A 23,054-nucleotide genomic window follows, 5' to 3' on the forward strand; every position below is an offset into this window, starting at 1 on the left:
AAATAAAAAATTCATTTGACTATTATTTTTTTTAAGAAAATTTAACATTTGTACATTCATAATTATTTTTAAAAGAATATTTAATATTTATATTGAATTGATTTTAAATTTAATATCAGGAATAAAGGCTCCTGTTTTTAAAACAAAAAACTGCCTGTTTTCACAGGCAGTCCTACAATAAATGCAGTAAAATGTTATTAGTTTTTAATGAATCTCTTAGAAACCTCTCCAATCTGAATAATATAAGCGCCTTTGATAAGACTGCTAACATTTACAGAGCCTCTTTCAAGTTTTCCTGAATTAATTAGTTTTCCACCCATGTCGAAGATTTTATAATCTTCTGAAGCCGAATTTGAAATATGTAATATATCTCTAGCCGGATTCGGATACACCTTGATATCTGTTGCCAGATCTTTAGTATCAAGTATGTCTCCTCTTCCGGATGAAACAATATTCAAGGTGTAATCTTCTACTTGTCCGTATGTATACGTTCCGCAAGAAGATGAAGGTACTGAGCTGTACTGCATCATTACTCTCATTCTTGTGTTTCCAAGTGTTGCTGTTGCAGGAATTGTGATAGATCCCGTTGCCGGAGTGGTTGTAGAACCTGTTTTAGACCACGCCAGTTCCCCGCTGTCTGTGAAATCACCGTCTCCGTTATAATCAATATAAACGGCATAAGCTTCACTGTAAACTGTTGATGTCCAAACCGGAGTTACAGAAATGGTATACGCAGAACCTCTTGTTACATTGGTTGAAACCGAAGTGAAGTTTTCATAACCGGCAGTTCCTGTAGAAGTGTTATTAATAGTTCCGAATTTCACGTTTCCAATTCTTTCGTCTGCTGTATTATTGGCAGAAGCTGAACAGTAAGAAACTGTACTTCCTGCAAGAGTCGTTACAGAAACCGTATTGCTTGAAGGTGAAGCATTTCCTGCTGCATCTTTTGCTTTTACAGTAAAGCTGTACGTTGTAGAAGGAGTCAAACTTGTTACAGTATAAGAAGTAGATGCTGTGGAACCGATCAATGAAGCGCCCTGATATACATCGTAACCTGTAACTGCTACGTTATCTGTTGCTCCTGACCAAGAAAGATTTGTGCTTGTAGAAGTAGTGCCTGAAGCTGCTAATGTAGGTGCTGTAGGAGCCACAGTATCTGAAGATCCTGAACCTGCATTCACAGTAATATTTGCGTTGTTTACGTCGAAGAAAATATGGTTTGAACCTTTTACCATGATTCTTCCTGTAGTGGTAGAAACATTAGGAATCGTTACTGCCTGAGTCCCGTCATTTGGAGTTCCAGCTAGTAGAGTAGTCCATGTATTTCCGCTGTCTGTAGACCAAAGAATATCTACGTTGGCTGCGTTTACATTATTCGCTGTAGTTCCGGCTACATTCCAGGTTACTGTTTGGGAAGTTCCTCCGGAATAAGTTGTTGCTGAATTTTGCGAGCTAACACTGAAAGGGCCGGCTGTACCGTTTACCGTAATTATTGCATCATCAGAATTATTTCCGGAACCCCCGGCTCTGTTGTCACGAACCGTAAATCTGAAATTATAGGTTCTGGCTACGTTAGATAAAGCTTCCACTGTAATTTCTGAGCCTGCTGTTGTGGTTGCTCCCGCCAACACAGATGCCATTCTCGGGAAGTATCTCGTTGGAGTTGTTTGTGGAGTCCAGGATCTGAACGTTGGTCCCGTAGCTTTTGTAGCACTTGCTGCAGAACTAGCCCCTGTTTGTGATGAAGATGCATTATCCATCTGTTCCCAAATATAGGTTAGAGAATCTCCGTTGGCATCAGTTCCGGAACCTGTTAACATAAACGGTGTTCCTTTCGGAATGGTATAATCTGAACCTGCATTGGCTGTAGGAATTGAATTTCCTGTAGATGTATTTACAGAGCAGGTTTTAGCTTTTATATTATTGGTAATCTGCTGTACACTGATCGCATGAAAGAAAGAGTCTGAATGTGCCTGAATATCCTGACTTGTAATTCCGGCATATCCCATAATGGTTGATCCTGAACCTGGTTCCATATTTGCTCCCGTTCCTTCATTACTCATTGAGAAGGTGTGATTTCCACCAAACTGATGTCCCATTTCGTGAGCTACATAATCAATATCGAAGTTATCACCGGAAGGAATTGCATCAGCAGGAGAGGTGTAACCGCTTCCTTTTGAACCGTTTGTACAGATACAGCCGATACAACCTGCATTTCCGCCACCTCCTGAAGCTCCGAATAAGTGACCGATATCGTAGTTAGCTTCTCCGATTACCGATGTTAAGGTACTTTGAAGCTGAGAATTCCAGCTGCTCATTCCTGAAGCTGCGGAATAAGGATCAGTAGAAGCATTAGTATAAATTACCGCATCGTTATTGGCAATTAAAACCATTCTTGCTGCAAAGTCTTTTTCAAAAACTCCGTTTACACGGGTCATGGTATTATTCATTGCTGCCAAAGCATTGGCTTTTGTTCCTCCGAAATAGGTTGTATATTCTCCTGTACAGGATAATGCGAGTCTGAATGTTCTCAACAACGCATCGTCTGCATTAGGTCTTGCCGCAATATTTGTAGTAATTGCCGCTCCTTTCTGAGCAACATCAATGACACTGCATTCAAATTTACTCAGATCATCTTTTTTATCAGACTTTTTGTACACTACATAAGTAGAAAGATCTTTTGTATAAGGCTCGATAAAAACAGCTGATTTATCACCATAAATTTCCATTGATGACAATCCTAAGGGGGAAATACTGAAATAGACTGTAGAATTAGGATCTTCCAACCCTGTTCCTACATAAGATTTAATGTTTGGATATTTCGCTGCAAGTTCAGGCGCAAAGTTGGAATTCTCTCTTACTTTAAAGTTTTCCATTTTTCCTTCAGAATTCGGGAAGGAGATAATGATTGTTGATTTTTCTCCTGCTGCCAGTCTTTTGGGAGCTTTTGCTAGAACATTTTTAAGCCCGTTAATATCCAGACTGAAAACTCTGGGAGTAGTAATGGAAGACTTGTTTTCGAAAATTTCTGAAGTTGTTTTTCTTGAGCCTTCAGACCAAAGACGGTCGGTTTGCGCGAAAGAAATGCCTGAGATCAGAAGCACTCCAATCATCGATAATTGTTTTCTCATATAATCTTTATTTTGTTTGTGGAATATCAAAGCTAATAAAAATTATATTATGAAAAACAAAGTTTTTTAAGAAAATTTTAGACTATTCATTTAAAATATTATGCAATACATTGAAAATGGTTTAAATATTATTTTTTCTGAAAAAGAAAATAGCACACGCAAAATACGTATGCTATTAGGTTATTAATAATATAATTCTAATTTTTAAAACTTATAGTTTAGAGTCGGTTTATACAAAACTTAAACTCTATTTTTTACAGATCTTAAATAATTTAGTAGCATTTTCTTCAAACTAACTCCATTATTTTCTGTTCCGAAAGTAAAATTACTTTGTAATATCTCTACCAATAACCAATCTCTGGATCTCAGAAGTACCTTCTCCGATTGTACAAAGCTTAGAATCTCTATAGAATTTCTCAGCAGGGAAGTCTTTTGTATATCCATAACCTCCGAAGATCTGAACGGCGTTATTAGCAATTCTTACACAAGCTTCAGAAGCATATAGTTTTGCCATTGCTCCTTCTTTTGTCATTTTTTGTTTAGCATTCTTCAATGTTGCCGCTCTTTGAATCAAAAGCTCAGAAGCATCGATTTCAGTGGCCATATCTGCTAACATGAAATTGATCGCCTGGAATTGAGAAATTGATTTCCCGAACTGATGTCTTTCTTTAGCATATTTTAAAGCTGATTTATAAGCTCCTCTAGCTGTTCCTAAACTTAATGCAGCGATAGAAATTCTACCTCCGTCAAGAATTTTCATCGCCTGTTTGAAACCTTCACCCACTTCTCCTAAACGGTGAGAATCTGGTACACGAACGTTATCAAAGATCAATTCAGCTGTTTCTGAAGCTCTCATTCCCAGTTTGTTTTCTTTTTTACCAGAAGTAAAACCAGGCATTCCTTTTTCCAATACAAAAGCCGTTGAGTTATTTTTAGCTCCTTTTTCACCTGTTCTTGTCATTACTACTGCAATATCTCCGGAAATCGCGTGTGTAATAAAGTTTTTAGCCCCACTAATGATCCAGTCATCGCCATCTCTCACAGCAGTTGTAGACATTCCTCCTGAATCTGAACCTGTATTATGCTCCGTCAATCCCCAAGCTCCGATTACTTTACCTGAAGCTAACTGAGGAAGCCACTTGTTTCTTTGTTCTTCATTTCCGAATTCATAGATATGATTGGTACAAAGAGAGTTGTGAGCCGCCACAGAAAGACCGATAGACGGATCTACCTGAGAAATCTCGTCAAGAATCGCAACATATTCATGATAACCAAGACCAGAACCTCCGTACTGCTCAGGAACAACAATCCCCATAAAACCCATTTCACCTAACTGATGAAACAAATCTTTAGGAAAAGTCTGGCTTTCATCCCACTCCATAATATTAGGTCTGATATTCTTCTCAGCAAATTCTCTTGCTGTTTCCGCTATCATTTTAATGTTGTCAATAGTCTCTGTATTCATAATAGATAATAGTTAGTTCCCAAAGATAAATAAATTGGCGGAACGTCCAAAAAAATTATTTTTTCCATACTAATTCATAAACAAAGCTTTAGTTTTCAATTTTTTATATTCTGATATTTAATGATTTTTTAATAAATTTTTCTAAAAAACAAGTCTAATAATTTACTAATTTTGCCTTCCAATATTAAAACATGAAAAAACTTCTACTCCCTGTAATTTTGATTTCATCGTATTTTGCAGCACAGGCTCCTGCAGGATATTATGACAGCGCAACCGGATTGAGCGGTTATGCGCTGAAATCAAAGCTTCATGACATTATTTCTGCAAAGAATATCAACTGGCATTACAGTGATCTTACCAATTATTATAACCAGACAGATTTAGATAAATATTATGACTACGGTCCCAGTAATACGACTATTTTATTAGATATTTATTCTGAAATTCCGACAGGACCGGATGCGTATGAATACACCACCGCAAATATTATTGGAAGCGCAAGTGCAGAAGGACAGGGCTGGAACCGTGAGCACATGATGCCTCAAAGTACATTCTACAGCAATTACCCTATGTATTCTGATCTGTTTTATGTAGTTCCTACAGATGCAAGAATCAATCAGTTAAGGAGCAATTATCCATACGGAATTGCGGGTTCTACAACCTTTTATACCTTTACCAATACTTCCAGAATCGGAAACTGTGCCATTCCGGGAATAACTTATACAGGCCGTGTTTACGAACCTATCAATGAGTTTAAGGGAGATGTTGCGAGAAGTTTATTATATTTTGCTGTAAGATACGAGGGTAAATTAGGAACTTTCAATTTTAACAATAATGCAAACCCGGCTTCTGATACTAATCCATTGGATGGAACGGAAGAAAGAGCGTTTGATCCCGCTTACATTGCCATGCTTCTTCAATGGAATCAGCAAGATCCGGTTTCTCAAAGGGAAATCGACAGAAACAATGAAGTGTATGCTATACAGAAAAACAGAAATCCTTTTATTGATAATCCGGCTTGGGTAAATGCAATCTGGGGACAGACTCCTGATACGGTTGCACCACAAGCTCCTACCAACTTAAGCGTAACTCAAAACAGCGCTTATTTCACCACATTAAGCTGGACTCCTAGTTCAAGCACAGATGTAATTGGCTATAAAATCTACCAAAACGGGACTTTAGTTGGAGCAACGAAAAATACAACTTTCAGTGTAGATCATTTAACACCTTCAACAGCGTATACTTTTACCGTTAAAGCTTATGATAACGGCTATCTGCTTTCTTCAGACAGTAACGTAGCCTCTGCAACAACTTTAGCTACTGACAGCTATGCTAAAGATCTGATGATTACAAAATATCTAGAAGGCACTTCAAATAACAAAGGATTAGAAATTACCAATAAAACAGGGCATCCCGTAAACCTGAGCGATTACAGATTATCCATTCAGTTTTCAAGCGGAAGCAGTTATTATTTTCCGGCCCCTTACGAATTGGAAGGCATTGTTCAGAATAACGAAACATTTGTAGTACTTCATCCAGAAGCTAATTTTTCCTGTTACACCATAGGTCAGGCAAAATTTGTAACCGCAGCGCCACAGATGACGTATTCAGGAAGCCAGTATCTGGAATTAAGATATCAGTCAACAACAGTAGATGCAATTGGTGTTTACGGCACAAGTAATTCTTCAACATTAGGAAACGTTTCTTTGTACAGAAAATCAACGGTAACACAACCAACGACAAGCTTTGCCATTTCAGAGTGGGACTCTTACGCAAGCAACTATTGTCAGAACTTAGGATCGTTATCAACTTCAGATCTTATTACTTCCCATGAAGAAGGGCTTAAGATTTATCCGAATCCTGCTAACGAAAATATTTTTGTAAGCGGAAAAACGGAAGAGATAAAATCTGCACAAATTTTAGACTACTCAGGAAAAGTGATTTCTACAGAAAAAGTTCCGTTCAGAAACAAAAAGAACATTTCTGTTCAGCATTTATCTACAGGTTCTTATTTATTAAAACTTGATGAGAAAATCTATCCGTTTATCAAAAAGTAGGTTTATACTTTTACTATAACAACAAAAACCGCCAGAAATTTTCTGACGGTTTTTTTTAATTTATTAGAGAAACTAATTTTAGAAATCTAGCGTAATTGAAGCTCTTACAGCAGCTCCCATGATAGGTCTCGCCATTCTGATATCTCCGGTTCCTGTGAGTGGAGATCTTGGATCACCTTCTGTAATCCCAATCGTGTTGAAAATATTCGTTCCGTCAACCGCAAGTCTTATTTTTCCTAACTGATAAGAAGTTCCGGCTCCGAATTCTGAAAATGAAGGCAGGATATTTTTATCCGTATTCGCTTCATCCTGGAAACGTTTACCATAGTAATTCATGCTTACATACGCTCTCCATTGTTTTGTTATATTCACGGCCGGAGTAATATTAAAATAGAATTTCGGCATTCTTCTTACAGTATTTCCGTCATAATCAAAGAAATTACCTGCTGCATCCATTCCTGTGAAGTTTTTATATTTCGGATTCTGAATTGTTCCGTTGAAAGTCACTTCCAGCAAATTATTGAATAATCTTGCATACCCTTCCAATTCCAATCCATAGTTAGTGGTATTGGCAAATTTATTTTCAGAAGTTCCGTCAGAGAATACATCGGTGAATGAAAGATTTTTCAAAGTAGAGTAGAATGGAATCACCGCAACATCAAATGTTCGTGAATAGTATTTATATCCAACTTCCAATTGATTCGTAGTTACCGGTTTTATTGCAGACAAATCATTCATATTATTATAGTATGCCTCTTCATTCGGAGATCTGAATCCATTAGAAAAACGGGCATACACCGCATTTTCTTTATTGATTTTATAATTCAATGCTGTTGTGAAAGACACTCTGTTTACATCGTAGTACCAATAGGTATATTTATTTCCTAACACCGCCATATTATCATCGGCTGTAGTTGTTAAGAAAGAATGCGTTCCGTCTGTTGTCAGTCCTGAATTATTCAAATTTGAAGTAGTTGTATTGACGCCATATCCTTTATAAGAATCTTTGCTATAACGGATCCCTCCATTAAAACTCAAATTATCGGTGATATTATAATCTAAATTCAAATACAAATCATTCAGACTTCCCTGAATTTGAGAATCTCTAACGAGGAATGACATGTCTGTAACTCCGTTATAAGTTTTAGAATATCCCGTACTTGATGGCGTTAAGGAAGTATCAACCAAATTCAAAAGTTCCGGGCGATCCATTGCCGTTGTTAAAATATTGCTCCAGTTCCAGTATTGATGAGACTTCCAGTTCGATTTATAAAAACCTGCCGTTACATTTCCTTTATCAAATTTATAATTGAACTGTAAATCATTGACAAAGTTATTCATCTGTTTATCAATGGCCCAGAAACCTAATTTCTGAACATACGCAGGATTTACAATCGCTCCGTTACTTACCAATGAATACTGATAATTATTTCCCGTGATCCCTTCCGACTGAGCAAAATCAGCCATCGTTTGAGGTCCTCCAGCCGGGAAAATTCCGGTATAGTTCATATTGATATTCGTATACCTTGTTTTATTGACCACAGAGAAATTATTTCCCAGATCATATTTAAATTCAGCTCCTAACACATCAACTCTCGGATGAATCCCGTCTTCTAAGTTTCTGTTGAAAAATCCTCCTCCCGCTTGCGGAATATTCAACTGACTGATTGCTCTATAGCTGTATGTTCCGTAGTTAGCATCAAATCCAGGGAATTCTTTCAAGTCATTTCCATTTTGAGACAAAGGAATAGGAAGGAAGAAGGTATTTCTGTCATCCAATTTTTTATAATATACTTTAGCATACCCTTTATCGAAGACATATTTAAGATTCATTCTCACCTGTCCGCCATTATTGGCTTTAAAACCTGTTTTTCTGATTCCGTTATCTGTTCTGTAAAAGCCACCGACATTGAAGAATAACTTATCCTGTACCAAAGCACCACCTAAATTGACATCAGTACGCATCAAACCATAAGTACTGGTCTCCAGTTTTGCGGTTCCTTTAAAATCATTGCTCCCTTCCTTTGTAATAAAGTTGATCAGACCTCCGGGAGAATTATTAGCATAAATAGACCCTGAACCTCCTCTCAATGCCTCCAGTCTGCTTACCGAATTATCTACACGGAAGAAATTATCTGCATTGGCAAACTGCAACGCTCCGTCTTCAAAAACCGGAAGTCCGTCTTCCTGAACCTGTACAAATTCATATGCTCCTGCAGAAGGAATCCCTCTGGCAAAAAGATTGTTTCCAACTTCACCACCCGAAGTTTCCACAGCAAACCCCGGAACTCTCTGTAACAAAGCAGCCGCACTGATCGGGTTTTGCTTCTGAATTTCTTTCGCTGTAAAAGTGGAAATTGCTGTACTGGATTCTATTTTCTTTTTTGGATTGGAGTTTCCTGTAATTACTACCTGATCAATAGATGCCGTTCTCGTAGAATCCTGTGGAGTCGTTTCCTGAGCATACGTATTATTAAAATACAGTGTTGCAATTCCGGCAAGTAAAAAGATCGTTTTTTTTTTTCATAGCCTTGATAATTTATAGTTAGTTTAATTTTGATTTTGATTTTGATTCAATTTGAGATACACTCCATTCGTCCATCCAAAACCATCCTGATTAGGATATTCTCCGCCTCCTGCAACCGTTTCTATATCTAATGCATTGTATTTTTCCATCAATTTTCCTGTGTTTTTATACACTCTTTCTACATTCGCGCACCAGTTATTTTTAATCTTTTCAGCTAAACCATCGAAACCATAATTTTTCATTGATCTAAAGCCCAACCATTGATATGGCGCCCAAGCATTCGGAAGATCCCATTGCTGTCCGGTTTTCTTTGTAGTGGTCACCAATCCGCCTTGATACAGAAATTTTTCTTCGATATTTTTTGCCACGGATTTTGCCTGCTCTTCATTTGCCAATCCCAGAAATAAGGGATAAAGAACTGCAATATGCTCAGATGAGGTGGTTCTATTTTTTTTCAGGTGATAATCCTTATAAGTTCCGGAATTTCCGTCCCAGAAATACTTGTCGATCATCTGCTTTCTGCTTTCTGCTTTTTCTTTGAAAATATTTTCTTTTTCTGGTAAATTATTGAGTGATGAGGATTTCACTAATGTTGTTTCCAAGTGCCACAACAGGCAATTCAGATCAATTTGAGCCAAATTCAGAGTTTCAATCGTTTGTATATTTTCTCCGTCTGCAAACCATCTGCTGGAAAAATCCCAACCCGATTCACAGGCACTTCTGATATTTCGGTAAAACTCTTCTCCGGCATTCTCAGCATCTTCAATATCTATTAAATAACTTTCAGGACGCGGTGCATTTTCTTCATCGTAATATCTGTTTAAAATATCTCCGTTACTGGTTTTCAAAACTCTTTCGGAACTTAAGCCATTTTCTAATCTTTCAACACCCTTCATCCAGAAAGCATATTCTTTTTCTAAAGTATCATGATAGTTGATATAAATATTTTCATCCTTTGTCGTTTCAAAAAGCAGATCCAGCATCAGCGAAAAATAGGGTGGTTGAGAACGGCTTAAAAAATGCGTCCGGCTCGCATTTGGAACAAATCCAACAGTCTGAATTAAATAAGAGCAGTTCTCAATAATGTTTTCCATCATCTCAATTCTTCCCGAAGCTTGTAAACCGAGCATGATATAGTAACTATCCCAATAGAAAAACTCATTAAAACGTCCTCCTGGAACGATATAAGGCTTTGGGAGCTTCAATAAAGTTCCTTTTTCTTCGTAAGCGGTTCTCGTCAGTTCATCCCAAAGTTTTTCAATATGCTCTTCTATTGGCAATTGCTGTTCTCTGTGAATCGAAACTTTCGCTCCTAAAAAGTCGAAATTGGACAGTATAAATGCCTTCAGATCAAAATTTCCCGACTGTTTTTCCGTTTCATATTTTGCATTTATTTCATCGATTGGAAATAACGGAACCGCATCGGTCATCATCTTCTGGTCTTCGAAAATTTTTGACCGTTGTACATCATCAAAAAGATCCTTGATTTCGTTTATGTATAATTGTTTATTCATCTTTATTTTTTTGGATTTATTTTTAATTTATTCATGAAAATGGCCGAAATAATCAACAGGGAAAGGGGGATTAATGAAAGGTAAAATGCCTGCTGTCCACTGAATTCCTGAAATACAAAACCGGTAATTATCGATCCGATTGTTCCTCCGATTGCAGAGAAAACGACAATCAAACCTGACATGGCACTGTGTAAATATTTGGGAATAGATGCTAAAATGACAGAGTTGATACTTGGATATATCGGAGCCAATAAGCCTCCCATTAAAGGAAATAAGTACACAACCAATGGAGCATTTAACCACGTTGTTCCTTCATCGATATTAATATGATGAGTTAATGGAAGTACCAATAAAATACTTATAGCAAAACCAACCACACAAAAAGACACTACATAGATCCAGCTGAATTTTTTTGAAAAGAAACCCGACAAAAACCTTCCCAATGCGAAAGCTCCTGCCAAAACGGCTCCCGCCTGAATACTCATCGAAGTCGGAACTTTTAGAATTTCTTTATAAAAAGTAGGAGTCCAGGTCTGGAAACTTTGTTCAACCAAAACGAAAAGGAATGCACACAGTAAAAAGAACAACACTTTTCTATACCCAAACAGACTCGTACTGTTTCTTAAATCGCCCAGCAAATCTGTTTTTTCACTTTTTGCTTCATGCTCGTCTAGTTTTGTCAAGAATAAAAACAAAAATGACAAGCTTGAAATTCCTCCCAGTACCCAATATACATTCAGCCAATGGGTCGATCTTGGATTATGGTCATCTATGAACAAACTAAATAAAACATTTCCCATTAATACGCCGATCATAAAAAAACCTTCCAGATAACCCATAAAACTTGAATGCTCCTTATCTGTATTTGTCACCAATCCGATGGAGGTAAAGACTGAAATTTTAATTAAAGCGAAAGAAATTCCGACAATGGTAAATAAGAGTTTAAAAAACCAGAAATCATTGGTGAAAGGCATTACAAAACACATACAGCTCACCAACAATAAAGCAATCAGCATTGATTTTTTGATTCCGATCTTTGGTAAAAATGAGGACAGAATGAATGAGCAGATTGCAATCGGTAAATCTTTGAAACCTTCCAAAACACTCGCATGAGACTTGGAAATACCAAAGTTTTGCTGAACCTGAAGAATTACGGTTCCTACAGAATTTAGGAGAATCGCAAAAACGAAATAATTTAAAAATAAAACTGCTTTAATATTGAAATTTTTCATTCATATAATTTCTTGTGGGCTAAGATAGAAGCATTTGACTTCACATTAATTTAACATGATAAATCAATATTTGAACTATATTAATATAATTATTATTTTAGTCAATAAAATTTGATTAATTAAATGAAAGTCACTTTTGAAAGGGTAGTCCCCGATGAAAAGAGCTCTTTTCGCACGATTCACAACAATTCGCCTATTTCAGAATTCAAATGGGAATACCATTATCATCCCGAAATTGAACTTGTCTGCGTGATTTCCGGGAACGGAACCCGACATGTTGGTTATCATAAAAGCAATTATACGAATGGTGATCTGGTGTTAATCGGATCCAATATTCCGCATTCAGGTTTTGGCTTGAATTCTATTGATCCGCATGAAGAAATTGTGCTTCAGTTCAAAGATGAAATTCTGCAATTTCCGCAGCAGGAAATAGAGGCGAGGTCAATAAAAAATCTTTTGGAGTTATCAAAATATGGAATTCACTTTCACGATGAGGTGCATAAAACAATGCTTCCAAAATTGAAACTCATGTTGAAATCAGAAGGATATAAAAGGTATTTATTATTGCTTGAAATTTTGTTTGAACTTTCAAAATGTGAACATTATGAGCTTCTGAACAAGGAAATCATGCCTTATACCATTATCTCTAAGAACAAAACACGCCTTGAAAATATTTTCACTTACGTAGAACATCACTATGATAAAGAAATCAATATTGAAGATGTCGCAAAACTGGCGAATCTGACATTGCCTGCTTTCTGCAATTTTTTCAAAAAAGCGACACAGATCACCTTTACAGAATTTGTGAACCGATATAGAATTAATAAAGCCTGTTTATTGATGGCACAGGATAAAAGTATTTCAGAGTGCAGTTACAGCTGTGGTTTTAATAATGTAACGTATTTCAACAGAATGTTTAAAAAATACACAGAGAAAACCCCTTCAGAATTCATTAAGAACTTTGCGCATAATAAAGTGAATATAGATTTGAAAGTAGAAGATGAGGTGAAAATTAAGGCTTCATTCTGATAAATTCAAACATTATCTCACCATTTTATATAGGAAAATCAGATTATTGATATAAGCAGATTCACTAATAATCAATATCTATAAGTCTTTCTGCTTATATTTTTTATTTATAAGTAATTATGCTTATATTTGCAAAATGATAGCGGTCATTACCGGAGATATTATAAATTCACAACACGCGGAAACAGAAGTTTGGATCACCAGACTTAAAAATCTTCTCGAAAATTGGGGAAGCGCTCCTCACACATGGGAAATCTACAGAGGAGATGAGTTTCAGTTCAAATGTAATATAGATGCCGTTTTCTGGCGTTTCTTAGCCATAAAATCATTAATAAAAAGTCAGGAAAATTTAGACGTACGAATTGCCATTGGAATTGGGGAAGAAAATTTTTCTTCTGAAAAAATTACAGAATCCAACGGGACAGCCTATGTACATTCAGGAAGATTACTAAATGACTTAAAAAACGACGGTCACACCGTTGCTATCAAAACCTCTAATGATTCAGTAAATAAAGATTTGAACATCCTTCTTAAATGGTCATCAAAGGATTTTGACAATTGGACAATGGCGACTTCAGAAATCATCCACGAGATGATTATGAATCAAGATATTACACAGGAAGACCTGGCAAAAAGGTTTAACATATCACAATCCTCCATAAGCCAGCGACTGAAACGTGCAAACTACGAGCTTATTGTAGAGACTAATCAATATTTTAGAAAGAAAATTTCAGAACTGTAAGATGATTTTTATTCAACTCATATTGGCACACTTACTCGGAGACTTTATTCTTCAGCCAAATTCTTGGGTTGCAGAGAAGGAAAACAAAAAACTTAATAGTAAATATTTGTACCTTCATATTCTGATTCACACCATTTTAAGTTTTATTTTTCTTTGGAATGTAAAACTTTGGTGGGTAGCCGCTTTGGTGGGGATTTCACACTTGATTATCGATGCTGCAAAACTGAGTTTTCAGACCAGTAAAAATAAAAAAAACTGGTTTTTCATCGATCAGGCTTTACATATTGTAGTAATTACAGGAGTTTCTTTTTGCTTTAACGAATTTAATTTAGAATTTTTAAAAGATCAGAACTTCTTAAAAATATTGATGGCAGTACTGTTTTTAACGACACCAGCATCAATTTTTATTAAAATATTACTGTCTTCATGGACGCCCGTTCCGGAGACAATCAGCAATATACAAACCGAATCTTTATCAAGTGCCGGAAAATATATTGGAATTTTAGAACGTTTACTCGTTTTCACTTTTATCATGGTGAATCACTGGGAAGGCGTAGGTTTTATGGTGGCTGCAAAATCTGTTTTCAGATTCAGCGACTTGGCACAGGCCAAACAAAGAAAACTGACAGAATATGTACTCATTGGTACATTACTGAGCTTTGGAATGGCTGTTTTAACAGGAATTTTAATTAAACAATAAAATAAATCTAGTAAGAAATGGAAAAGAAAGAAATGTTGTACGAAGGGAAAGCAAAACAGGTATTTGCTACCGATAATCCTGATCAAGTAGTTGTACGTTTCAAAGACGATGCTACAGCATTTAATGCTCAAAAAAGAGGATCTGTTGATTTGAAAGGCGAAATGAACAATGCCATCACAACGCTTATTTTTGAATATTTGAATGAAAAAGGGATTAAGACTCATTTCATTAAACAATTGAACGAAAGAGAGCAGTTGGTAAGAAAAGTATCTATTATTCCTTTAGAAATGGTAGTGAGAAACTATTCTGCAGGAAGTATGGCTCAAAGATTAGGAGTGGAAGAAGGAATTAAATCTCCGGTTACCATCTTCGATATCTGCTACAAAAAAGACGAATTAGGAGATCCGCTTATCAACGATCACCACGCTGTTTTCTTAGGTGCTGCAACGTATGAAGAGCTTGATGAAATGTATGAATTAACTTCAGACATCAACGAAATCCTGATCGATCTATTTGACAAAATGAACATCATTCTTGTTGACTTCAAAATTGAATTAGGAAAAACTTCTGACGGTGAGATCATCTTAGCTGACGAAATTTCTCCTGACACTTGCAGACTTTGGGATAAAGATACTATGAAAAAACTGGATAAAGACAGATTCAGAAGAGATCTTGGTGAAGTTACTGAGGCGTATGTTGAGATCTACAACAGATTGAAGACTTTACTAGGTAAATAATTAGGCTAGAAGCCAGAAGTTGGAGGCTGGAAGTTTTCGGCAAAAATAGAAAGTTTAGTGATAAACTTCAGACTTCGAGCTCCCAGCTTCCATCATCAAAATTTAGAAAAAATAGAAATGAAAAGTTTAGACATTCATAAAAGTGAATATTTAAAACAGTTTGAAACTCAAACCTACGGAAGAAATCTTTTCAGAACGCAGGAAGAAGAAAGACTGGATGCTCCCAATGAGGAGTGTGGTATCTTCGGAATGTATTCTGATGACGATCTGGATACGTTTTCTCTTTCACAGTTCGGGCTTTTTGCATTACAGCACAGAGGCCAGGAAGCTTGTGGTATTTCAGTATTAAAAGACGGGAAAATCACTAACATGAAAGATGAAGGGTTGGTTTTGGACGTTTATAAAGAGATCCCTGATCCCGAAACTTTTATGGGAAATTCTGCAATCGGACATACACGTTATACGACTGCAGGAGATAAAAAGAAGTATAATTTCCAGCCATTTTTCGCGAAAAACGAATATGACCAGATTATCCTTTCAATCGCGCATAATGGTAACCTTACCAATGCAAAAGAACTGAAGGCTCAATTAGAAGCTGAAGGTGTTGTTTTCAGAGCAACTTCGGATTCTGAGGTTATTTTAAGATTGATTCAAAAAAACCTTGATTTAGGACTTCGTGGAGCGATCAAAGCAACCATGGAGAAAATCGAAGGAGCCTATTCAGTGGTGGGAATGACGAGAAATAAATTCTTTGCATTCAGAGATTTCAACGGAATCAGACCTTTGGTTTTAGGAGCTATCAACGAAAATTCTTACGTTGTTGCTTCAGAATCTGTGGCTTTAGATGCTGTTGGCGCTCAATATGTTCGTGATATTTTACCGGGAGAAATCATTTACACTAATGAAAACGAGCCTGGAAAACTTCACTCCATTATGGTTGACGAAGCGAAGGCTAAGCAAAGAATCTGTTCTTTCGAGTACATTTATTTTGCAAGACCTGACTCTTCTTTAGAAAATATCAACGTTTACGAAATCAGAGAAAAGTCTGGAGAGAAAATCTGGGAACAGGCTCCTGTAGAAGCAGATTTAGTCATTGGAGTTCCTGATTCGGGAGTTCCGGCTGCAATCGGTTTTGCTAAAGCTTCGGGGATTCCTTTCCGTCCGGTTCTGATTAAAAACAGATATATCGGAAGAAGTTTCATCGTACCGACTCAGGAAATGAGAGAAAGAGTAGTGAATCTGAAGCTTAATCCTATTATTTCTGAAATCAAGGATAAAAGAGTAGTCATTATCGACGATTCTATCGTTCGTGGAACTACGTCTAAAAGATTGGTTAAAATCCTTAAAGATGCAGGGGTGAAAGAAATCCACTTCAGAAGTGTTTCTCCACCAATTATTGCTCCTTGTTATTTAGGAATTGATACCCCATCAAAAGATGATTTGATTTCCGCAAATATGACAACCGAAGAACTTAGAAATTATTTAGGAGTAGATTCTTTAGAATTTTTAAGCATAGATAATTTAAAGAGCATTTTAGGCTCTGCGAATCACTGCTTCGGATGTTTCACAGAAGAATATCCTGTAGGAAAAGGAGAAGAATTAGAGTTATTTAATTAATCTTTCTTTTAATGATATAAAAAAGTCTGACTTAAAAATTAAGTCAGACTTTTTTTATTGAAAACAAAACTGTTTAGTTGAATTTGTACGCTAAACCTATTTGGAATACATTATTTTTTCCTTCCGCTTGTACACCTCCAGATTCCTTAGCGATATCTGTTACACCAGCAACAAATCTAGCTGTAACGCCAAAATTATTAGTAATATAATACCCTGCTCCAATACCGATTCCAAAATCGAAACTTTTGATATAATCATTAGCTTTTACAGATGCAGATTGATATTTGAATTTAGAGTCTATTAAAAAACTAAATTGTGGACCTGCTTCTAAGTAAAGATTGGGAAGAGCGTTATACTGAAACATTACAGGAACGGAAATATAGCTTAAATTCACTTTTAAATCTTCCATTCCATCTGCTTTTGCTCCTAATCCGTTGTATAAAACCTCTGGCTGAACACTAAAACTTGATGCAACAGGAATGTTGGCAAACAAACCTCCATAAAATCCAGCTTTAGCTTTAGAATCTCCACCAGAAATACTTGATACATTCAAGCCAGCTTTTGCACCAAATGATACTGGTGAAGCTGAAGCTTTTTGTTGAGCGAATGTTAAAGAACTGATTGCAATAGTAAGTCCTAGAAATACTTTTTTCATAATTATTATTTTTAGATTAATGATTTGTACTATTTTTAAACATCAATATGCAAATTTCTTGCCAAAATTTATTAATTTAATTTATTATCTATAAAAAAATGCATACATTTTATTTAAAAATAAAATAGAGAAATAGTTTGTTTTCAGTTGTATCCAAACAAAAATGCCAGACTTAAAAGTAAGCCTGACATTTTTTATTGAAATTAAAATTTGTTTTCTGAATGATAAACTGTCCTAGAATTTAAATGCTAATCCAACCTGGAATACATTATTTCTTACAGCATCTCCGTTATTATTCTTATAGATATCTGTCGCTCCGGCAACATATCTCGCCGTAAGACCAATATTATCTGTAAAATAATATCCTGCTCCAATACCCACACCGAAATTGAACGAGTTGAAGTCATCTGTACTTAAATCCGTAGTTTGAGAACCGTTGGAGTTTCCGTTTGTAGAGCTCTTGAATTTATCTTTCGCACTTACAATGAAACCAAACTCAGGACCTGCTTCTAAATAAAAATTAGGAACAAATTTGTACTGGAACATTAAAGGCACTGTAATATATCCTAAGTTTCTTGAAGATTCTGTGGTATAGGTATTTCCTAGAATAACATCTTTTGTCGTTACTTTTGCTCCTAAGTCACTATACAAAACCTCTGGCTGAATGCTGAATGAACTAGCCACCGGAATGTTAGCAAAAACACCTGCATTAAAACCAATTTTAGATTTCTGATCATCTAATCCCTGATCTTTGGAAAGAGAAGCAACGTTCATTCCGGCTTTAATACCAAACTGAACCGGACTCGATGAAGATTTTGTCTGCTGCGCAAACGCCAATGAACTTGCCATTACGGCTAATCCTAAAATTAACTTTTTCATAATTTCAAATTTTTAGTGCTACTATTTTTAAATTTTACTACTTCTTGATTTTCATCAGACGGGGAGTATCTTTCAAATTGCTTGCCAAAAATAAAAACAGAAAAAAACCAATAAAAAAACCGTCAAACGACTTGACGGCTATATTTTATATAAAACTGATATTCAATAAAATAAAAATAGTTTTAAAATACTCTTTAGAACAGTTCTAAATTCTATTTTTCATTAAAAACTGCTTTAAAAAATTAAATAAAACAACTAAGCATTGTTTAATTTTCTATAAAAACTCAATGTTTCTATAATATTTTTCTGGTTGGATTGATGGTCAAAAACAGATATTCCAATTCCTGAAAGTAAAGAGAAGTTGATTTTACTGTCTACATTCTTTTTATCATTTAATAATAAAGCAAAAATATCTTCATCTTTAAAGTCACTGATATCTAAATATGGATAATATTTTTGAACATTTTCAATAATAACTTTTGCATCTTCTTCGGATAAAAGACCTTCAAGATAAGAAAGATGTGCTTCACAGATCATTCCGGCTGCAACTGCTTCTCCGTGAAGAATAGGATTTCCCTGACTCAGACATAAACTTTCGATTGCATGTCCAATCGTATGAGCGAAGTTTAGCGTTTTCCTGATATTTTTCTCATGAAAATCCTGCTCTACAACATTCTGCTTAATATTCATTGATGCCTGAATATGAGGAATTATAGTTTCTGTATCTAATTTGTTTATATGAATAAGGTTTTCCCAATGGGTTTTATCAGCAATCAATCCATGTTTTAGCATTTCTGCAAATCCGCTTCTTAATTCTTTGAAGGGAAGGGTTTCTAAAAATTTAGGATAGATAAAAATTTGTTCTGGGAAGGTAAAAGTTCCTACCATATTTTTAAAATGCATCAAATCAATTCCGGTTTTTCCTCCTATAGAAGCATCGCACATTGATAATAGGGTGGTAGGAATATTGATAAACTGAATTCCTCTTTTATAAGTAGAAGCTACAAAACCTCCCATATCTGTAATCACACCGCCACCAAGATTGATAACTAATGCTTTTCTGTCTGCCTGCATTTCTGTCAAGATCTCCCAAAGCTGATTGGCAGTCTGGATATTTTTCATTTCTTCTCCTGCTTCTATCTCAAGAATTTCAAACCCTAAGTCCGTCTCCATGTTTCCTAAAAGGATAGGAAGACAATATTCATGGGTGTTTTCATCAACAAGAATAAAAATTTTGCTAAACGTATTTTCGTGTAAGAATTCGTTTAATTGAGAAAAGTTATCATTTAATATTGTTATCATTTTCAGATTTTCTGTGGGGTTAATTATAAAACTATATTGCAAAGTTATGATTCTTAATTTTTAACTCGTTATTAAATTACTATCTTTGCACAAATATTTAGCATGAGCAGAGACAATAATTCAGGAAGACCAAAGAAACCAAGAAGTTCAACAAGAAATAATTCTGATGATTCTCGTGCTTCAAGATCAGGAAATTCCGGAGCTAAACCTTTCAAAAAATCTTTTCCTAAAGCAGGAGAAAGAAATTCAGATTCCAGAAAGAGTAGTGGTACAAGTTACCAGGACAGAATGGATAAGAAGTTTGGGAAAACTGAACAAACAGACTTTATTACCAATTCGAGTGAAGAAAAAAAATCTTTTGGAAAATCTGCACCTAAAAGAGGAGGAAGCAGACCCAATAGCTTTGACACTAGAGATAAATATGAAAGAGGCAGCTTAAAATACGGTAGAAGGCCGGGAAGTGGAGATGACAGAAATCAGGATGGTGCAAAATCTTTCGTACAAAAAAGAAGACTGAACAAAATAGAAAAAGATATTCATAAGGATACCATTCGTCTTAATAAATATATTGCCAATTCAGGAATTTGCAGCAGAAGAGAAGCGGATGAACTGATCACTCAAGGTTTAGTTGAAGTAAACGGCAAAGTGGTAACTGAAATGGGATATCAGGTTCAGAAAACGGATAAAGTAGTTTTTGACGGACAAAATATCACTCCTGAGAAGCCGGTTTACGTTCTTTTGAACAAACCAAAAGGATATATTTCTACCACAAAAGATGATAAAGCAAGAAAAACTGTAATGGATTTAGTAGCCAATGCTTCTCCTTATCGCGTTTTTCCTGTAGGAAGACTTGACAGATCAACAACAGGGGTTATCCTTTTAACAAATGACGGACACATGACCAAGAAGTTGACTCACCCATCATTTGATGCAAAAAAGATCTATCATGTAACGTTAGATAAAAAGTTAACTCATGAGGATATGAAGTTAATTGCGGAAGGAATTCGTTTGGACGAAGGAATCGCGGTTGTAGATCAGATCTCTTTCATTGAAGGGAAACCTAAAACTGAAGTAGGTATCGAGATCCACATCGGATGGAACCGTGTAATCAGAAGAATTTTCCAACGATTAGGATATGAAGTGGAAGCTCTTGACAGAGTAATGTTTGCCGGATTGACGAAGAAGAATATCAAAAGAGGACACTGGAGAATTCTTACAGAACTAGAAGTTAACAATCTTAAAATGCTTTAATTAATAAAGTAATTTTAAAATCAAATAAAAAAAGACGCTGAAAAATTCAGCGTCTTTTTTATTTTCTATCTGCCATTCGATTACCAGCTAAAGAGATTCTTCATTGCGCTGCGCTTCATTCAGAATGACAAACTACAGATATTAATTTATTGAGGTAAAAGCATAAATCATAAGCAGAAAAATTTTCCACAGCTTGAAAAACTCATAATTTATAATTCATAACTAAAACTAAAAACTATCCTAAAATGGTCACCCCTTTCTGGATCATTTCGTAAATAGCATCTCTTCCATTTTCAGGCTTTACATTCACTGCTTTGGTTCCTTTAAAATGTAAGCACGTAACATATCCGTTCGCAGCAGCATCCAGGCAAGTGAATTTTACACAGTAATCCATCGCTAAACCAACGATTTCTACCAGTTGTATTTCATGATATTTCAAGAAATCATCCAGCCCTGTTTTCATAAAGTGATTGTTATCCTGAAAACCGCTGTAGCTGTCTATTTCAGTATTTTTACCTTTCTGAATGATATGCGTTACTTTTTCTCTGTTCAGATCTTTATGAAATTCTGCACCGAAAGTTCCCTGTACACAATGATCTGGCCACATAAACTGAGGAACACCATTTAAAATAATGCTTTCACCCACTTTTCTGTCATTATTGCTTGCAAAACTTTTATGATTTGAAGGATGCCAATCCTGTGTCAGTACAATCTGATCGTACTCATTTTCTTCCATCAGAAGATTAATATAAGGAATAACTTCATTTGCTCCCGGAACAGCCAATGCACCTCCTTCACAAAAATCGTTCTGTACATCGACTATTATTAATGCTTTTTTCATATTTTGAATTCTCGAATTTTTGATAAATTTACAAAAACTAATCTTCAAAAATTTGTCCAAAAATTAATTTTCGGACAAATCGGCATTGTAGCAATAAAGACAATCATTATCGCGTATTTCAGATATACCATATCAATAGCTTATCTTTGCACAAAATAAGTTTTTTATGTCATTTGAATCTTTAGGATTATCACACAATATTATTCATTCTGTTAAAAAATTGGGGTATTTAAAGCCATTTCCTATTCAGGAGCAGGCTGTTCCTGTTATTTTACAGGGAAAAGATCTGATGGGAATTGCGCAGACAGGTTCCGGAAAAACGGCTTGTTTTGTGATGCCGATCTTAGAAAAACTACAGAATACCGAAGTTAAAAAAGACAGAAATGTTCAGGTTTTAGTATTGGTTCCTACAAGAGAACTGGCTATTCAGATTGATGAAGTTTTCAGAGCTTTTACAGAAAACTTAAAACGTGAGGTTCGTACTATGGCTGTTTATGGGGGAGTTTCCATCAATCCGCAAATGAAGGGTGCGTTTGGAGTAGAAGTTCTTATCGCAACACCCGGTCGTTTGTTAGATTTAATTGAGCACAACGCATTGAGTATCTCCAGAATCCAGCATTTGGTTATTGATGAAGCTGATAAAATGTTTCAGTTAGGTTTTGGTGAAGAAATGAATAAGCTTTTTGCCATGATACCCGTAGCAAAACAAGTAACGTTGTTTTCTGCGACTTTAAATGACAAGGTTTCCGAAATGAAGGAACGTTTATCAATCAACCCTACGATTATTGAAATCAAAAAAGAAGAAGTTGAAATTGATACTATCGAACAGTTGGCTTATCATGTTTCACCCGAAAATAAAGGCCCTTTTTTACGTTATTTAATTAAAGAAAAAAACATTGAAAAAGCTTTAATTTTTGTTTCTTCTACAAGATCAGCCGATAATCTGGTAGAAAAACTAAAGAAAAATAAAATAAAAGCGGTTGCCATTCACAGTCAAAAATCGCAGGGTGCACGTAGAAACAATTTAGAAGAATTTAAAGGAAAAGGCGCTCAGATTCTGGTTGCCACAGATTTAATTGGCCGCGGAATCCATATTGATGCTTTACCTTATGTTATCAATTATGAGTTGCCACGTTCCCCTTTAGACTATATTCACCGTATCGGTAGAACCGGTCGTGCGAATGAAAAAGGAGCTGCGATAAATATCCTGACAGACGATGAATTACAGCATTTCCGTGTGATTCAAAAGAAAATGGGGAAGAAAATACCATTACAAAGAACAGAAGATATTAATCTGCACGGTTATTAATCTCTGATTTTACATAAAAAAGCTTCAATTTTTATAGAATTGAAGCTTTTTTCATATTTGAAATTC

17 protein-coding genes are annotated in these 23,054 nt (G+C 35.6%); 8 read left to right on the forward strand and 9 right to left on the reverse strand.

What is annotated here, in order from left to right; genetic code table 11:
* Nucleotides 1-197: 197 nt before the first annotated feature.
* Nucleotides 198-3,131, reverse strand: a complete 2,934-nt coding sequence (locus JI747_RS04060) for a reprolysin-like metallopeptidase (protein WP_225686449.1) — start codon at nucleotides 3,129-3,131, stop codon at nucleotides 198-200.
* Between the two features lie 325 nt (nucleotides 3,132-3,456).
* Nucleotides 3,457-4,596: an acyl-CoA dehydrogenase family protein gene (locus tag JI747_RS04065; RefSeq protein ID WP_225686451.1), complete on the reverse strand. Its 1,140-nt coding sequence runs from the start codon at nucleotides 4,594-4,596 to the stop codon at nucleotides 3,457-3,459.
* 191 nt (nucleotides 4,597-4,787) lie between these two features.
* On the opposite strand from JI747_RS04065, the gene JI747_RS04070 reads away from it, so the two are divergent.
* Complete coding sequence (locus JI747_RS04070) at nucleotides 4,788-6,653, forward strand: endonuclease (RefSeq protein ID WP_225686453.1); 1,866 nt, start codon at nucleotides 4,788-4,790, stop codon at nucleotides 6,651-6,653.
* 78 nt (nucleotides 6,654-6,731) lie between these two features.
* Here JI747_RS04070 and JI747_RS04075 read toward each other — a convergent pair whose 3' ends face one another.
* The 3 genes from JI747_RS04075 to JI747_RS04085 are packed head-to-tail and all read right to left on the reverse strand — an operon-like array spanning nucleotide 6,732 to nucleotide 11,926.
* Nucleotides 6,732-9,164 (reverse strand): TonB-dependent receptor, encoded by a 2,433-nt coding sequence (locus JI747_RS04075; protein ID WP_225686792.1) that lies wholly within the window; start codon nucleotides 9,162-9,164, stop codon nucleotides 6,732-6,734.
* A 39-nt stretch (nucleotides 9,165-9,203) separates the two neighbouring features.
* The gene (locus JI747_RS04080; protein ID WP_225686456.1) at nucleotides 9,204-10,694 is read right to left on the reverse strand and encodes a trehalase family glycosidase; all 1,491 of its coding nucleotides are present in this window, start codon (nucleotides 10,692-10,694) and stop codon (nucleotides 9,204-9,206) included.
* Between the two features lie 2 nt (nucleotides 10,695-10,696).
* Nucleotides 10,697-11,926 (reverse strand): MFS transporter, encoded by a 1,230-nt coding sequence (locus JI747_RS04085; protein WP_225686458.1) that lies wholly within the window; start codon nucleotides 11,924-11,926, stop codon nucleotides 10,697-10,699.
* Nucleotides 11,927-12,049: 123 nt separating this feature from the next.
* On the opposite strand from JI747_RS04085, the gene JI747_RS04090 reads away from it, so the two are divergent.
* The 5 genes from JI747_RS04090 (at nucleotide 12,050) to purF (ending at nucleotide 16,751) form a co-directional block, all read left to right on the forward strand.
* The gene (locus JI747_RS04090; RefSeq protein ID WP_225686460.1) at nucleotides 12,050-12,955 is read left to right on the forward strand and encodes an AraC family transcriptional regulator; all 906 of its coding nucleotides are present in this window, start codon (nucleotides 12,050-12,052) and stop codon (nucleotides 12,953-12,955) included.
* A gap of 136 nt (nucleotides 12,956-13,091) precedes the next feature.
* The gene (locus tag JI747_RS04095) at nucleotides 13,092-13,697 is read left to right on the forward strand and encodes a SatD family protein (protein WP_225686462.1); all 606 of its coding nucleotides are present in this window, start codon (nucleotides 13,092-13,094) and stop codon (nucleotides 13,695-13,697) included.
* A gap of 1 nt (nucleotide 13,698) precedes the next feature.
* Complete coding sequence (locus JI747_RS04100; protein WP_225686464.1) at nucleotides 13,699-14,397, forward strand: DUF3307 domain-containing protein; 699 nt, start codon at nucleotides 13,699-13,701, stop codon at nucleotides 14,395-14,397.
* A 17-nt stretch (nucleotides 14,398-14,414) separates the two neighbouring features.
* Nucleotides 14,415-15,134: a phosphoribosylaminoimidazolesuccinocarboxamide synthase gene (purC, locus tag JI747_RS04105; protein ID WP_225686466.1), complete on the forward strand. Its 720-nt coding sequence runs from the start codon at nucleotides 14,415-14,417 to the stop codon at nucleotides 15,132-15,134.
* 117 nt (nucleotides 15,135-15,251) lie between these two features.
* Entirely contained in the window at nucleotides 15,252-16,751 is a 1,500-nt protein-coding gene (gene purF / locus JI747_RS04110) for an amidophosphoribosyltransferase (protein ID WP_225686468.1), read from the forward strand.
* Between the two features lie 73 nt (nucleotides 16,752-16,824).
* On the opposite strand, the gene JI747_RS04115 is transcribed toward purF, so the two are convergent.
* From JI747_RS04115 to aroB, 3 genes are all read right to left on the reverse strand, one after another.
* Nucleotides 16,825-17,406, reverse strand: a complete 582-nt coding sequence (locus tag JI747_RS04115) for a porin family protein (protein WP_225686470.1) — start codon at nucleotides 17,404-17,406, stop codon at nucleotides 16,825-16,827.
* 234 nt (nucleotides 17,407-17,640) lie between these two features.
* Nucleotides 17,641-18,285 carry a porin family protein gene (locus JI747_RS04120; RefSeq protein WP_225686472.1) on the reverse strand — a complete coding sequence of 215 codons (645 nt, stop codon included), beginning with the start codon at nucleotides 18,283-18,285 and terminating at the stop codon, nucleotides 17,641-17,643.
* 255 nt (nucleotides 18,286-18,540) lie between these two features.
* Complete coding sequence (gene aroB / locus JI747_RS04125; RefSeq protein WP_225686474.1) at nucleotides 18,541-19,587, reverse strand: 3-dehydroquinate synthase; 1,047 nt, start codon at nucleotides 19,585-19,587, stop codon at nucleotides 18,541-18,543.
* A 288-nt stretch (nucleotides 19,588-19,875) separates the two neighbouring features.
* On the opposite strand from aroB, the gene JI747_RS04130 reads away from it, so the two are divergent.
* Nucleotides 19,876-20,838, forward strand: coding sequence for a pseudouridine synthase (locus JI747_RS04130; protein ID WP_394371121.1), 963 nt, complete (start codon nucleotides 19,876-19,878; stop codon nucleotides 20,836-20,838).
* 235 nt (nucleotides 20,839-21,073) lie between these two features.
* Here the strand turns inward: JI747_RS04130 and pncA are convergent, their stop codons facing one another.
* On the reverse strand, nucleotides 21,074-21,679 hold the full coding sequence (gene pncA, locus JI747_RS04135) for a bifunctional nicotinamidase/pyrazinamidase (protein ID WP_225686478.1): 606 nt from the start codon (nucleotides 21,677-21,679) through the stop codon (nucleotides 21,074-21,076).
* A gap of 166 nt (nucleotides 21,680-21,845) precedes the next feature.
* Between pncA and JI747_RS04140 the strand changes: the two genes are divergently transcribed.
* A complete protein-coding gene (locus JI747_RS04140; protein ID WP_225686479.1) occupies nucleotides 21,846-22,988 on the forward strand; it encodes a DEAD/DEAH box helicase in 1,143 nt (380 codons plus the stop codon).
* The last annotated feature ends 66 nt before the right edge of the window (nucleotides 22,989-23,054 follow it).

The sequence above is a fragment of the Chryseobacterium tagetis genome, from assembly GCF_016735585.2.
Lineage (GTDB): Bacteria > Bacteroidota > Bacteroidia > Flavobacteriales > Weeksellaceae > Chryseobacterium > Chryseobacterium tagetis.